General features: G+C 59.6%; 8 protein-coding genes. 3 read left to right on the top strand and 5 right to left on the bottom strand.

The annotated features are described in order from the left end of the window. Nucleotides 1–21: 21 nt before the first annotated feature. The 3 genes from galU to PH586_RS07510 form a co-directional block, all read right to left on the bottom strand. On the bottom strand, nt 22–861 hold the full coding sequence (gene galU / locus PH586_RS07520; RefSeq protein ID WP_238044405.1) for a UTP--glucose-1-phosphate uridylyltransferase GalU: 840 nt from the start codon (nt 859–861) through the stop codon (nt 22–24). 244 nt (nt 862–1,105) lie between these two features. Further along, nucleotides 1,106–4,102: a sensor domain-containing protein gene (locus PH586_RS07515; RefSeq protein ID WP_271347143.1), complete on the bottom strand. Its 2,997-nt coding sequence runs from the start codon at nt 4,100–4,102 to the stop codon at nt 1,106–1,108. Nucleotides 4,103–4,163: 61 nt separating this feature from the next. Then, a complete protein-coding gene (locus PH586_RS07510) occupies nt 4,164–7,595 on the bottom strand; it encodes a chemotaxis protein CheB (protein WP_271347142.1) in 3,432 nt (1,143 codons plus the stop codon). A gap of 437 nt (nt 7,596–8,032) precedes the next feature. On the opposite strand from PH586_RS07510, the gene PH586_RS07505 reads away from it, so the two are divergent. The 3 genes from PH586_RS07505 to PH586_RS07495 are packed head-to-tail and all read left to right on the top strand — an operon-like array spanning nt 8,033 to nt 11,203. After that, the gene (locus tag PH586_RS07505; RefSeq protein ID WP_271347141.1) at nt 8,033–9,457 is read left to right on the top strand and encodes a circularly permuted type 2 ATP-grasp protein; all 1,425 of its coding nucleotides are present in this window, start codon (nt 8,033–8,035) and stop codon (nt 9,455–9,457) included. After that, entirely contained in the window at nt 9,447–10,397 is a 951-nt protein-coding gene (locus PH586_RS07500) for an alpha-E domain-containing protein (protein ID WP_271347140.1), read from the top strand. The genes PH586_RS07505 and PH586_RS07500 overlap by 11 nt, the downstream gene beginning before the upstream one ends. Further along, nucleotides 10,394–11,203, top strand: coding sequence for a transglutaminase family protein (locus PH586_RS07495; protein WP_271347139.1), 810 nt, complete (start codon nt 10,394–10,396; stop codon nt 11,201–11,203). The genes PH586_RS07500 and PH586_RS07495 overlap by 4 nt, the downstream gene beginning before the upstream one ends. An 80-nt stretch (nt 11,204–11,283) precedes the next feature. On the opposite strand, the gene PH586_RS07490 is transcribed toward PH586_RS07495, so the two are convergent. Beyond that, the gene (locus tag PH586_RS07490) at nt 11,284–12,240 is read right to left on the bottom strand and encodes a transglutaminase family protein (protein WP_271347138.1); all 957 of its coding nucleotides are present in this window, start codon (nt 12,238–12,240) and stop codon (nt 11,284–11,286) included. Then, nucleotides 12,237–14,813, bottom strand: coding sequence for a circularly permuted type 2 ATP-grasp protein (locus tag PH586_RS07485; RefSeq protein WP_271347137.1), 2,577 nt, complete (start codon nt 14,811–14,813; stop codon nt 12,237–12,239). Before PH586_RS07485 ends, PH586_RS07490 begins: the two co-directional genes overlap by 4 nt. Between the last annotated feature and the right edge of the window lie 45 nt (nt 14,814–14,858).

Genomic DNA, 14,858 nt, shown 5'->3' with positions numbered 1-14,858 from the left:
TCTGCGCAAGCTAAATACGGTTCAAAAAGCCTTGCCCGGCTTGTAGAGGTTCTCGAAGCAGAAGTTGGTGGCCTCGATATAGCCCTCTGCGCCACCGCAGTCGAAGCGTTGGCCCTTGAACTTGTAGGCCAGTACGCAGCCGTCCTGGGCCTGCTTCATCAGCGCATCGGTGATCTGGATTTCACCACCTTTTCCCGGGGGGGTATTTTTGATGATGTCGAAAATATCCGGAGTGAGGATGTAACGACCGATGATCGCCAGGTTGGACGGTGCATCTTCCGGCTTGGGCTTCTCGACCATGCTGTTGACCCGGTAGATGTCGTCGCGAATCATCTCGCCGGCAATCACCCCATACTTGTGGGTCTCCTCCGGCGGCACTTCCTGAATGGCGACGATCGAGCAGCGGAACTGGTTGTACAGCTTGATCATCTGGGTCAGTACACCGTCGCCTTCCAGGTTCAGGCACAGGTCATCGGCGAGTACCACGGCAAAGGCCTCGTCGCCAATCAGCGGACGAGCACAGAGAATCGCGTGACCGAGGCCTTTCATTTCGACCTGACGGGTGTACGAAAAGCTGCACTCATCGATCAGGCGGCGAATGCCTACCAGGTATTTTTCCTTGTCGGTGTCGCGGATCTGCTGTTCCAGCTCGTAGCTGATGTCGAAGTGGTCTTCCAGCGAGCGCTTGCCACGGCCGGTGACCATGGCAATCTCCGTCAGCCCAGCTTCAAGCGCCTCTTCGACGCCATACTGGATCAGTGGCTTGTTCACTATCGGCAACATCTCCTTGGGCATGGCCTTGGTTGCAGGTAGAAAGCGTGTGCCGTAACCGGCTGCTGGGAACAAGCATTTCTTGATCATGAGACTCCTAAAGTTTGGCAAATACCCATACAGTCTATCAGGCTGCACTGACCATACAATGTTAGAGGGGCGGTCGACCCGTGTCGCGCACGCGAAACCCCGGCTCAGTGAACGGCGCTGGACCGTCAATAGTACAACTGGTGCAGGTTGGCGCCACACCATCCTGCTCAGCCTGCGGGTGACGGCCTGTGCGACCCGGGCTACGCAGCCACAAACTGCCTGATCCAGACGCTTGGACCACTTCCTAGGCCAGCGTTTTCAACTGTTCAAGCATGTTGTCCTGCAAGTCATGAAGTTCGTCGAGCCTTGCCTGTTTCTTCGCTTTATGACCCTTGGCATGCAGGTCACAGACTTCACTCGCCAGCACATTAATCTGAGTATGCAGCTTGTCGAGCGCAGCAAAGGAAGGATGAGAGGTGCGCCGATCCAGGCCAATACCCCTCAACCATTGACTCAAGTAGCTTTGTTGCCAATCAAGGCTGGGTGGGGTTGCACGCTCACCCTTGAGGTAGTTGTCTATGGCCTTGATCCAGGCGCGCAGTTCGACGCTGGCCATCAGGCGCGCCAGGTCTTCTTTGCTCGCCGATGGCAAAGTGCGCCAATCCGAGTTGCCCCACCAGGTCGCAACCCAGTGGGGCAGCTCTTCTGCAGCCATTGGCGCGGCGATTCCAAACCCCTGAGCCTGCTCGCAACCCAGTTGCAGTAACAGAGCGCCGTGTTCCAGGCTTTCGACGCCTTCGGCAATGATCTCAAGGCGGAATGCGCTGGCCAGGCCAACCACCCCTTTGAGAATGGACAGGTCATCGGGGTCATCGAGCATACCGAGGACGAAGCTCTGGTCGATTTTGAGCAAGGCTACCGGTAGATGTTTCAGGTAGGTCAGAGAGGAATAACCCGTACCAAAATCATCCAGTGCGAACATCACACCGATTTCCCGACAGGCCTCGATTACCTGGAACACATGCGCAACGTCTTCCAGCGCGCTGGTTTCCAGTATCTCCAGTTGCAAGCGCGAGGGTTTAACCTGCGGGTGGGCCTGGAGAATGGCGCGCAGGCGATCAACGAAGTTCTTCTGCTGCAACTGACGAGCACCGATATTGACACTGACTTCGATGTCCAGCCCGATCTTCTGCCATGCTTCCATCTGGGCCAGGGCGCGATTTATCGCCCACTCCCCGATTTCGATCGCCAGCAGATGATCCTCGATCACCGGTAGAAATATCGCCGGAGCCAAAAGCCCTCGATGTGGGTGTCGCCAGCGAATCAGGGCCTCGACCCCGATGACCTCGCCAGTGCGCATATTCACCTTGGGCTGGTAGTAGAGAATGAACTCGCGCTCGACCAGTGCCAGGCGAATGTGTTCCAGGCTTTCGTGATGGCCGCGCACACTACGGTCCTGCTCGACATCGAAGAAGTGCAGACGGTTCTTGCCGGCCAGTTTGGCCTGGTACATGGCTTGATCGGCCTGGCGCATCAGTTGATCCGCGTCGACCTCATCTTGCTGCGGGCAAAAGGTCACCCCCATGCTGGCCGACACTTGCAGCGCAAGGTCGCCCACATGCACCACCTGCGCCGCTGCGGCGAGCAGCCGGTTGAGCATCGGCATGCTGGTGGCCACATCCGGCAGGTCGACCAGTACGGCAACGAACTCGTCGCCACCAATACGGGCCAGGGTATCGCACTCGCGCAGCGCCTGTTTCATCTTGGCAGACAGAGCAATCAGCAGTTTGTCCCCGGCCTCATGTCCGTGCTGGTCGTTGATCGCCTTGAAGCCATCCAGATCCAGGTAGACGACTTCCAGCAGCTGTCCGCGGCGCTGCGCCTGAGCGATGGCATGCCGCAGGCGATCGGCCAAGAGCACGCGGTTGGGCAGCGAGGTCAGGGCGTCGAAGTGCGCGATATGTTCGAGCTTGCTCTGATGCGCCTTGATTTCGGTGATGTCCGAGAACAGCGCAACGTACTGGACGATCTCGCCGTTGGAGTCACGCACGCAACTGATGGTTTGCATCTCTGCATAAATTTCGCCGTTTTTTCGCCGGTTCCAGATCTCACCACACCAATGGCCTTTCTGGCTCAGGTTGTGCCACATGGACTCGAAAAACTCACTGGCGTGACGGCCTGAACGGAGAATGCGCGGGTTCTGTCCTATGGCTTCGTCGCGACTATAGCCAGTGATGTGGGTAAATGCGGCATTGACGTTGATGATGCTGCCATCGGCCGCAGTAATCATGATGCCTTCGCGCGAATGAGAGAACACGTTGGCCGCTAGCTGGAGTTTTTCTTCGGCTTGTTTGCGCTTGGAAATATCACGCAGGAACACGAAAACCTGCCCCCCGGCAGCATCGCGATAAGTGCTGCTGACTTCAACCTGCCACAGGGATCCGTCCTTGCGGCGGTGGATAGTCTCGAACTGCCCATGACCGGTTTCGATCAGGCTAACGGTCTGTTGCGCTGTAGCGGCGGCGCATTCAACCACTTCCAGGTCGAGGACGTTCATCTGCAGCAGTTCTTCACGGCTGTAACCCGACTGTTCGCAGTAGGTCGGATTTACATCGAGGATATCGCCGTGAACATCAATGCGCCAAAAGCCGTCGAGGGTCGCGTCGAGAATACTGTGCAGGGCCTGATAGCTCTCCTGCAGTGCATCTTCAGCGCGTTTGCGTGCGCTGAAATCGCTTAGCACAATACGCAATGCCGATGCGCCGCTTTCATCATGAGCCTGGGTTGCGTCCAGATGGGCCCACAGCAGCGCCCCGCCACTCTTGATCATGCGCAGTTCGCACGTCTGGGGCTCACCTGTGCTGATCAGCCGTCGACACAGCTGATAGAAAATGTCTTGGTCATCGCGATAGATGAAGCGCGTGATCGGCCGTTTTATCAATTCGGCACGAACCACGTCCAATAGATGGGTCGCCGTGAGATTGGCCTGGAGTATCGAGCCCTGCACGCTGAGCGTCAGGTAGCCAACCGGGGCCAGGTCATAGAGATCGAAATAGCGCTCTTTGGCATCTTCGATCTTGGCCTGCGCCTGGCGCAGCTCCTCGTTCTGCATCTCCAGTTCGATCTGGTGCACATGCAACTCGTGCAAAGCCTGCTGCATCGCTTCTGGCGTCAGGAGTGGCAGATCCTTGCGCGATTCCTGCGCATCACCGCCAATGATTTCTTCCGCCATCTGGCGCAAAGCCGCCCCAGGGCTCGCCGACGTGGCGAGGCATTTTTCTGGAGCGCGCTTGTCTTTCATTCGGCAACCCTTATTCACCCTGCAAGTGTGGATTAAGTCTTGCGTGAACTACATCCTGACGCTACTGATCGGTGACCTCGATTGATGCTCCGGTTATACCGATGATGGTGCCCGAATCATCGCACAATGGTTCAACGGTCAAATCACACGGGGTTGGTTTGCCATACATATTGCTGTGAACGCGCTGCCGGGTCCCCTCCCCGCTTTCCAGTACTTGCCGTTTGATTACAGTCATGCTGGCTGCGGTCTCTGCAGGCAGCAGGTCGGCATCGGTTTTGCCGAGAAACTCACCAGAAGGCACCGCCAATTTAGAATTATAGATCCATGTGTAACGTAATTCCTTGTCCTGATTGAATACCACAACAGGCGTAGCATCAAGGGCCACCCGTAGGCGCGCCTCATTGACCCGTAGCGCCTCTTCAGCCTGTCTGCGCTCAGTGATATTGAGCATTGTCCCGATCATGCGAATGGCCTGTCCGCTCGCGTTACGCAGGACGAACCCACGGTCGAGTACGGTTGCATAAGCCCCATCGGCCTTGCGAAAGCGATATTCATCTTCCCAGTGCGTGCGCGAGAGATCGGCCACGGCGGCGTGGATACCGTCGTTGACCCGCTGGCGATCATCCGGATGGATACGTTCTAGCCACCAGCTGATCGATTGTGGCGCGGAGACGATATCGCTCCAGCCAAACAGCGGGACTCCCGCCTCATTCCAGCGCTGTTCGCCCTTGATGATGTCCCAATCCCAAATGACGTCTCTTGCAGCCTTGGCCGCCAGCCGGTAACGCTCCTCATTGAGCCGCAGCGTTTCGTGTTCATTGATATCGACGTAGGTGATCACTGCCCCTTCGATCACATTGTCCAGCGTGCGGTACGGCAGAATGCGCATCTTGTACCAGCGCCCTTCCACGGTTTGCACATCGACCTCTTTGGGCGTCAAGGTATCCAGCACAGCCTTCACATCGGCCACCAGGCGGTCGTAGCCGAGCAGATTGGAAACGATGTGTCCAACTGGTCGACCGACATCACTCGGGATCAGGTTGATGATCCGCGAAGCCGCCGGCGTGAAACGCAGAATACGCAGATTGAGGTCAACGAAGACCGTGCCGATACCGGTGCCGGCCAGCAGGTTGTTCATGTCGTTGTTGGCTCGTGACAATTCGAGCACCTTGGTCTGCAGTTCGGCGTTGATGGTCGCCAGTTCCTCATTGACCGACTGCAACTCTTCCTTCGAGGTTTCCAATTCCTCGTTGGTGGATTGCAGCTCCTCGTTGACCGACTGCATTTCCTCATTGGAGGATTTGAGTTCTTCGGTGGAGGTCTCCAGCGCCTCGATGGTGCTCTGCAGGTAGCCTTCCTTACTTTGCAGCTCCTGCTGGAGCGACTGGAGACGCGCGTCCATTCCCTCATCGTGACCCTCGCCAGGTACACCTGCAGGCGCGGCAATCTGCTGCACCTGGGGCGCGTTCAATACGGGCGCCTCCTCCAGAATCACCAAAAACAGGGATGCATCCGTGGTGGCGGCGGGGCCTGACCTCACCGGGCAGATAGTCAGGTTGACCGGGGTGAAGTGGCCGTTGGTCTTGACCTGCAGCGCCTTGAGCCCAACGCTGTGTTTGCTGGCCACTGCCTGGTGCAGGCACTTGGCCAGGTTGGAACGCAAGCCCTCGCGCGCCATCTTGAGGATATTGTTGATACCCGCCTCGCCCGGTGCAGGCTCCAGGTACATGCCGCTGCGGCCATGCAGGTAGAGAATATCGCCTTGAGCGTTGACCAGCGCTGCGACTGCCGCGAGGTGCTGCAAGAGCGCCTGTTCGGTCATCTCGCGCAGCGGCAATTTGCTCGGAAACACCACCTTGGTATTACCCGGAGAGCGCGCAAGGCTGATCATGTCAGTGGCGGTCGCCGGCGACAGAAATCGGCTGAGGAAGGTGCGATGCATGCCATGGAAGTCTTCCTTGCGCTGATACAGCTTCGCCTTGCGATCAAGCACGCTGAACAGGTCGTCAAAATCGCCGATACCTTCGGAGGTGCCAAGAAACAAGATGCCGCCCGGGTTCAGTGCGTAGTGAAACAGCGGAATGACTTTGCGCTGTAATTCCGCCCCCAGATAAATCAGCAGGTTGCGACAGCAAATCAGGTCAAGCCTGGAAAACGGCGGATCCTTGATCAGGTCCTGTTCGGAAAAGACCAGCATATCCCGGATGCTTTTGTGAATTCGGTAGCCACTGCCGTCAGGCTCAAGGGTGAAAAACCGCTTCAGCCGTTCAGGGCTCATGTCGGCGGTTATGCTGGTCGGGTAAATCCCAGTGCGCGCCGTGGCGATCGCGCGGCTATCAATGTCGGTGGCGAATACCTGAACCGTGTAATCCTGCTTGAGCGTCTCGCGGTGTTCCTGCAAGAGGATGGCCAGCGAGTAGGCCTCCTCGCCGGTTGAGCAGCCGGTGGACCAGACCCTGATCGCCGATCCCGGTGGGTTATCGGCGAAAATCTGGGGGATAGCCAGTTCCTCAAGCGTCTTGAACGCTGCCGGATCACGGAAGAAATTGGTCACACCGATCAACAAGTCGCGAAATAGCGACTCCACCTCACTCGGCGACTGGTGCAAATACCTGACGTAGCTGTCGATGCTCTCAAGCTGATGGACCGCCATGCGCCGCTCAATGCGGCGCAAGACGGTACTCGGTTTGTACTGTGAAAAGTCATGGCCAACATGGGTACGCAGCGCAATGAATATCTTCTTCAAGGCGTCTTCTGCCCTGGATATCGGGATACTGGCCAACAGCGGCGGCTTGCCGAAGGCATGGGCAACGTAAGCCATGAGCTGTACCGGCATCTCGGCCGGCGGCAGCACATAATCGACCAGCCCGGTCGCAATGGCGCTACGCGGCATGCCGTCGAATTCCGCAGAGTCGGGATCCTGAGCCATGAACATGCCACCTTCGGCCTTGATCGCCCGCCCGCCCAAGGTGCCATCGCTGCCTGTACCGGAGAGCACGATACCTATAGCCCGTTCCCGCTGATCGAGAGCCAGCGAACGGAAGAAAAAATCGATAGGCAGGCGCTGACCGCGTGGCTCGACAGGAGACAGCAATTGCAAGGTGCCATTGATAAAAGCCATGTCGTGGTTGGGCGGGATTATGTAAGCGCAGTTTGGCTGTACCTGCATGCCATCCACCACCTCGAAGACCTGCATACGGGTGAAGCGCCCAATCAGATCCGTGAGCATGCTTTTATAATCAGGCGCCAGGTGCTGTACCAGCACGAAAGCCATGTTCGGATTGCTGTCGGTCGGCATGCCGGAAAAAAACGCCTCGAACGCAGCCAGCCCACCGGCAGAGGCGCCAATCCCCACTACCGGGAAGCTCGACGCAGTGCCGGCGGGCATCGCGGGTAGTTCCGCCTTGCTGTCGGCAGTCGACTTACCCTCAACAGCCCGAGCGCCACTCGGCTCTTGCGTCATTTTGACGGAGCCTTTTTTTCTTTTCGCCATGATCCACACCTTGAATTCAACGTGGAGTGTAACGCTGGCTTCCAGACGATTGCACGCCAGCCCATTACTTCCCTTCACTCAGGCCAATTGACTCGTCAATTGGCCTGAGGAATGTGACCAGACTCCAGTACAGGTAACAGGACCCGCGGGCAGATGAGCGCTGGCTATGAATACCGATTGTTATGAGTGCGGCTGCCTCCAGCTCAGCCCCGCTGCTAGCCGCCTCCCCTGCCTGGCGAATCTAACCGGCCAGAAGCGCCTCGACACAAGTCGACGTGCGCTGCACGCTGCGGCAACCGTTGGCGAATTTTGATAATGACAAATCACCCCCTCGGTATTTTGCGAATTCTCAGCTTTGTTAAATAAAGCAAATTTCTAGATGGCACAGGCTTGGCGATTTGCGATAGTGATGGTCATAAGCGGATGAGGAATGCGGTATGGATCGCAAGTACTACGATGAAATGTACGATGCACAGGGTGAGTGTCGCCCTCACTATCTAGAATTCGCCCGATGGCTGGCGGCAATCCCTCCAGAACAACTGGCCCTGCGCCGCCGCGAAGCGGATCTGCTGTTTCACCGCGCCGGCATCACCTTCACCCTGTATGGCGATGAGCAGGGCACCGAGCGGCTGATCCCCTTCGACACCATTCCGCGCAGCATTCCGGCCAGCGAGTGGCGCATGATCGAGCGCGGCTGCATCCAGCGCGTGCAGGCGCTGAACATGTTCCTCGCCGATCTCTATCATGATCAGCGCATCATCAAGGCCGGGATCATCCCGGCCGAGCAAGTGCTGGCCAACGAGGGCTACCAGATCGCCATGCAGGGCCTCGACCTGCACCGCGACCTCTATGCGCACATCGCCGGGGTCGATCTGGTGCGCGATGGCGATGGCAGCTACTACGTGCTGGAAGACAACCTGCGCACGCCGAGCGGCGTCAGCTACATGCTCGAAGACCGCAAGATGATGATGCGCCTGTTTCCCGAGCTGTTTGCCGCGCAACGCATCGCCCCCATCAACCATTACCCGAACCTGCTGCTCGAGACCCTGAAGACCTCCAGCCCGCTGGATAACCCCAATGTGGTGGTGCTGACCCCGGGCCGCTTCAACAGTGCCTATTTCGAGCATGCCTTCCTGTCGCGGGAAATGGGGGTGGAGCTGGTCGAGGGCGCGGACCTGTTCGTGCGTGACGACAAGGTCTATATGCGCACCACCGCCGGGGCCAAACAGGTGGACGTGATCTACCGGCGCCTGGATGACGACTTCCTCGATCCGCTGGCCTTCAATCCGGATTCCATGCTCGGCGTGCCCGGGCTGCTGTCGGCCTACCGCTCGGGCAATGTGGTGCTGGCCAATGCCATCGGCACCGGGGTAGCGGACGACAAGTCGACCTACCCCTACGTCACCGAGATGATCCGCTTCTACCTGGACGAGGAGCCGATCCTCAAGAACGTGCCGACCTGGCAGTGCAGCAAGCCGGCCGACCTGTCCCATGTGCTGGCCAATCTGGCTGAACTGGTGGTCAAGGAAACCCAGGGTTCCGGTGGCTACGGCATGCTGGTCGGGCCGGCCGCGAGCAAGGCCGAGATCGAAACCTTCCGCGCCCGCCTGATCGCCAGGCCCGAGGCCTATATCGCCCAGCCGACCCTGTGCCTGTCGACCTGCCCGACCTTTGTCGAGAACGGCATCGCGCCGCGGCATATCGACCTGCGCCCGTTCGTTCTGTCCGGTCGCGAAGTGCGCCTGGTGCCGGGAGGGCTGACCCGCGTGGCCCTGCGCGAAGGCTCGCTGGTGGTCAACTCGTCGCAAGGTGGCGGCACCAAGGATACTTGGGTGGTAGAGGACTTGAAAAATGCTGAGTAGAACTGCCTCTGATCTGTACTGGATGTCGCGCTATCTGGAGCGTGCGGAAAACCTCGCGCGCATGCTCGATGTCAGTTACTTGCTGTCGCTGATGCCGCAAGACGGCCGTGGCGATGGCCTGGAAGAACTGGCCATGCCGCTGGTTATTACCGGCACCCTGGAAGAGTACATGGCACGCCATGGCCAGCTGCACGGCGAGCGCATGCTGCATTTCTTCGCCCTGGATGCCGACAATCCGGCGAGCATCTACAGCTGCCTGGGCGCGGCGCGCAGCAATGCCCACGGCGTGCGCGGACGGATCACCGCCGAGATGTGGGAGAACATCAACGCCACCTGGCTGGAGATTCGCGGCATCGCCGAACAGGGGCTTGGACGCTACGGCATCAGCCGCTTCTGTGAGTGGGTCAAGGAGCGTTCGCACCTGTTTCATGGCGCCACCTCTGGCACCATCATGCGCGGCGACCCCTACCGTTTCATTCGTCTGGGGACCTTCATCGAGCGGGCGGACAACACCTTGCGTCTGCTCGATGCGCGCTACGAGATGCTCGGCGAGGACATCGACGAAGTCGATGGCCGCCCGGCGCGCAGCTACTATCAGTGGAGCGCCTTGCTCCGCGCACTGTCCTCGTACGAGGCCTTCGCCGAGATCTATCGCGGCTCGCCGGGTACGCGCAAGGTCTCGGAACTGCTGCTGTTACGCCCCGACATTCCGCGCTCCCTGCGCGCCTGCATGGATGAGCTGCACCTGATGCTCGCCAGCCTGCCTGGCGAGAATGGTCGTCCGGCCCAGCGCCTGGCGGCCGAACTGGAAGCCCGTCTGCGCTATACGAGCATTGACGAGGTGCTGGACGAAGGCCTGCATGCCTGGCTCACCGACTTCATCCTGTTGGTGCGCGACCTGGGCCAAGCCATCCACAGTTCCTACCTGGAGGTCGCATGAGACTGTCCATCAGCCACGACACCACCTATCGCTATGCCAGCCAGGTACGCACGAGCATCCAGTACCTGCGCCTGACCCCGCACGACAGTGAACGCCAGCGCGTGCTCAGCTGGCAGCTCAACCTGCCGCGCCCGGTGCGCGCTCAGCTTGACCCGTACGGCAACATCCTGCATGTGCTGACCATGGATGAGCCCCATGAATCCATCGTCATCGGTGCCCGTGGCCTGGTCGAGATCGATGAACAGCGTGAGTGCGAGCACGAGCGCCAGTCGGCGCTGCCGTTCCTGCGCTTCACTCGCCTGACCGAGGCGGATGCAGCCTTGCGCGAGTTCGCCCAACAGCACTGCAAACAACGTCGCGACCGCAGCGCCTTGATCGACCTGATGCATGCTTTGCATGGCCACATCAGCTACCTGACCGGCAGTACCGCGGTGGAAACCAGCGCGATTGAGGCCTTCGCCGGCCAGCAAGGGGTGTGTCAGGACCATGCCCATGCCTTTCTCGCCTGTGCGCGCAGCCTCGGCATTCCGGCACGCTATGCCTCGGGCTATCTGTACACCGACAGCGACGACCACCTGGCCAGCCATGCCTGGGCCGAAGCCTGGCTGGATGGTGCCTGGTACAGTTTCGATGTAACCAACTGCCTGGCCAAGCCGGAGCGTCATTTGAAGCTGGCGGTCGGCCGCGATTACCTGGATGCCTGCCCGGTACGCGGCATGCGCCGGGGCGGTGGCACCGAGCAGATGCACGCGCATGTAGAAGTTGAAGTGGAGGTTTCTCCGCTGCTGCAGGTGCAACAGCAATAACATCAGCCGGATGAGTACTCGACAGCGCCAGGCGCGGGGTTCATCACTGCCCTGCTACGGCCTCCAGCCTCGGCACATGCTCAGCCGGCACTGCTGTGAGCGAGTGACGTGGTTCCCGCCAGCTCCTCTGCGCAGGGGATGACGGTCACCCGCACCTGCAACTCTTGTTCGCCACCGCCCAGCACCACACCACGCAGGGGCGTCACATCGCTGAAATCACGCCCCCAGCCTAGAGTAATGTGCTCCGACTGGACCAGGCAGCGGTTGGTCGGGTCGAAGTCGACCCAGCCAAGCTGCGGGCAGAACACCGAAACCCAGGCATGTGACGCATCAGCACCGATCATCCGCGGCTGCCCGGCTGGCGGGTGGGTAAGGATATAACCGCTGACATAGCGCGCCGAGAGACCGAGGCTGCGCAGGCAGCCAATCATCAATTGGGCGAAGTCCTGACAAACACCGCGCCGGCCTTTGAGTACCTCGGCCAAGGGCGTGGAAATCTCGGTGGCCGTTTCGTCAAATTCGAAATCGTCAAAAATACGCTGGGTCAGGTCCAGCGCGGCATCCAGATGCGGCCGGCCAGGGCTGTAACTGTCGCGGGCATAGCCCGCTAGCTCGGAACCGCACTGGATATGGGGCGAGTCATAGAGATAGCGCACCGCCTCAAGCGTCGCTGGGCTGCGTATCTGCTGGAGCATCTGCACCAGTGCTTCCCACGGCATGCTGCCTTTTATCTGCCCTAATCCTGGGCGCGGACTGAGCAACACGGTCGACTCGGCATGCACCAGGAGTTCCTTGTGCGACTCGGTGATGGTGATGTTGCGCGTGTGGTTGCCAAAGTAATCCCGCGCGTCGAGGAAATGCTCCTGCTGCGGATCAATCCGGATCGCCTGAGACTCGGTTTGCTGATATTCGAATGAGCGTGGCGTCAGATGCAGGTATTGCTGCGAGAGCGTCACCGGGAACTGGTAGACGTAATGGGTTTCATGTATCACGCGATAGCGTACGGGCGCCGAGTTAGCTAGGGGTAAATTGCTCATGCAGCCCCCTTAGCCTGGTCATCGCTTGCGGTATAGCTGAAAAACCGGGCGCTGATCAGCTGCGACAATTCCACGCTGGCGTGGTTGATGCGCTGTAGCAGGCTTATCAGGGCTGGATTAGCACAATACAGGTCTTCATCCGGGTCGAGTGCCAATAGGGCATTTTTCAGCGGCAGCAACAACGTCTCGCCACAACTGCCATAGGACAGTGCCAACTTATCCAGACTCTTTAAAATACCCGCCATTTGGAACAGTACCGAGCGCGGATTACTGCTGTCGAGCAGCAACAAATCCAGCACCGGCAGCCACTCGGACTGTGCCCGATAACGAGAGCGGTAGGTGACAATACTGTCGGACAGTTCCAGCAGCCAGTCCAGACCGCCGTCTGCCTCCATCGCCAGCGCGCGTTGCAACACCAGGGTCTGGAACTGCAGGCGTTCCAGACGCCGACCAATGGAGAGGAAACTCCACCCCAAATCACGTGTCATGCCATCCAGGGCGAAACCGGACAGGGTCATCAAGGATGCGGCCGCCTCATCGAGCGCGCTCATGGCCTCTGCCGGTGTCTGTTGCGCCTTGCTCTTGGCGCTACGTTGCAGCATGCGGTTGAGGGCGCGCCAATTATCCGCAGACAAGCGTTCGCGCAACTGGCTGGCGGTGCTGTAAAGCTGTTGCTGCTGGCTGGCGAGCCCGGGCACATCGGGTGACACCACGGCCAGGAGCAAGGCCGCCTCGATCCGGGTATCGCTCCAACCAACGACTGCGGGCGAACTCTGCGTCTGGCCTTGGCTTTGTCCGGAAACCTGGCTTTGCCGCTGCAGTGCCTCCTTGTCCGGGGTCTCGATCAGTTGAAACCAGGCGCATAGCGCTTTGACAGTGGCCCATTCGGTACCACGCTCCTGCGGGCTGACATTGAACAGCACGTGCAGGGTGATGCGCATCAGCCGCGCGATATTGTCACAGCGCTCGGTATTGCGCCCCAGCCAGAACAAATTCTCGGCCATGCGGCTGGACAGGTGCGTGTCGTCGCGAATCAGATCCTTGCTGGTGGTGGTACGAGAATGCGGCCGGTGAGTGCCCGCCTGTGCCCGCGCCTGTACCCAGGTGTCCTTGCTGCTACCACCGCGCTGCATGGCGATGACGCGTGAGTCTGGCCCGGTGGCAACCCGGGTCAGCCCGCCGGGCATCACCACATAACCGCCAGGTGTGGCACAGGCGTATACCCGCAGACCGACGGCGCAGGCATTCAAACCAGTTGGCGCACTGGCCTTCCAAACGGGGGACTGCGACAAGCGCACCAGTTCCTGGGCGACGTAGTTGCGTGGGTTCGCGCGCATCCTGGCGATCAGTGCCGAGCGTGCTTCGCCGCTCAGATCCTGGCCGAACAGCGAGACCTGGCGCAATTGCGGAAAGCTCGACTTGATCACCAGCTGATCGAGATTGGCCAGTACCTGCTCGAGTGCGGCTGGTTCGCCGCACCACCAGGTCGCCACCGAGGGCATCTTTAATGGCTCACCGAGCAGGCGCTTGCACAATGCCGGCAAGAAGCCCAGCAGTGCACCCGACTCCAGAAGGTTGGAGCCCAGACTGTTGGCGATCAGCACGTTGCCGAGGCGGACCGCCTCGGTTAAACCGGCCACGCCCAATGCCGACTCGGTGCGCAGCTCCAGCGGATCGCAGAAGTCATCGTCGACCCGACGCATGATCACATGCACGCGCTGTAGGCCGGACAAGGTTTTCAGCCAGACGATACCGCCGCGCACAGTAAGATCACTGCCCTCGACCAGCGGCAAACCGAGATAACGGGCCAGGTAGGCCTGTTCGTAATAGGTCTCGTTATAGGGACCGGGGGTGAGCAAGACAATCAATGGCGACTCACTGCCGCGCAGCGGCACTCCACCATTGGCGGCACACTGCCGGCCCCAATGGGCCAGGCTGTCGCGCATACGGCTGAAAAAGCCGGCTAGATCCTGCACCTTGAGGTCACGCAACTGATCCGGAAAAGTCCGCGCGATCACTGCACGGTTTTCCAGTGCATAACCGGCACCCGAAGGTGCCTGGGTACGATCGGCCACCACCCACCACTGACCGTTGGGGGCACGCGCCAGGTCAACCGCATAAAAATGCAAGGCCACATTGCCCTCGTGCTTGATGCCATGGGCCGGGCGCAAAAAGCCCGCATGTCCGTGGATCAACGCGGGAGGCAACAGGCCTTCCCGAAGCATGCTCTGCTCGCCATAAACGTCGCCAAGTATGCGGTTCAACAGGGTTGCACGCTGGACCACGGCCGCTTCGATACCTGTCCATTCATCATGGGGCAGGATCAGCGGCAACACATTCAGATCCCAGGGGCGCTGCATACCCTTGGTATCGGCATAGACGTTGTAAGTCACGCCGTTCTCGCGAATCTGGCTTTCAACCGCTTCCAGTCGCTGGCGCATGGTCTGCGGCGACTCTTTAGCCAGACTGGCGAGCATGGCACGCCAGTGCTCGCGTGGTTGCTTCGAGGCATCGAGCAGCTCATCGAAGCTGTTGGGGGCGGCGCGATATCCGGCGAGTAGTTTTTTCAACATTGTCTCAGTTCTTCTGCTCGCGAATAACGCACAGGATGGCACTTG

This window comes from Pseudomonas aestuarii, assembly GCF_027988105.1.
GTDB lineage: Bacteria > Pseudomonadota > Gammaproteobacteria > Pseudomonadales > Pseudomonadaceae > Aquipseudomonas > Aquipseudomonas aestuarii.
The sequence above is the reverse complement of the archived record's forward strand: the minus strand, read 5'-3'. Positions and strand labels throughout refer to the sequence as shown.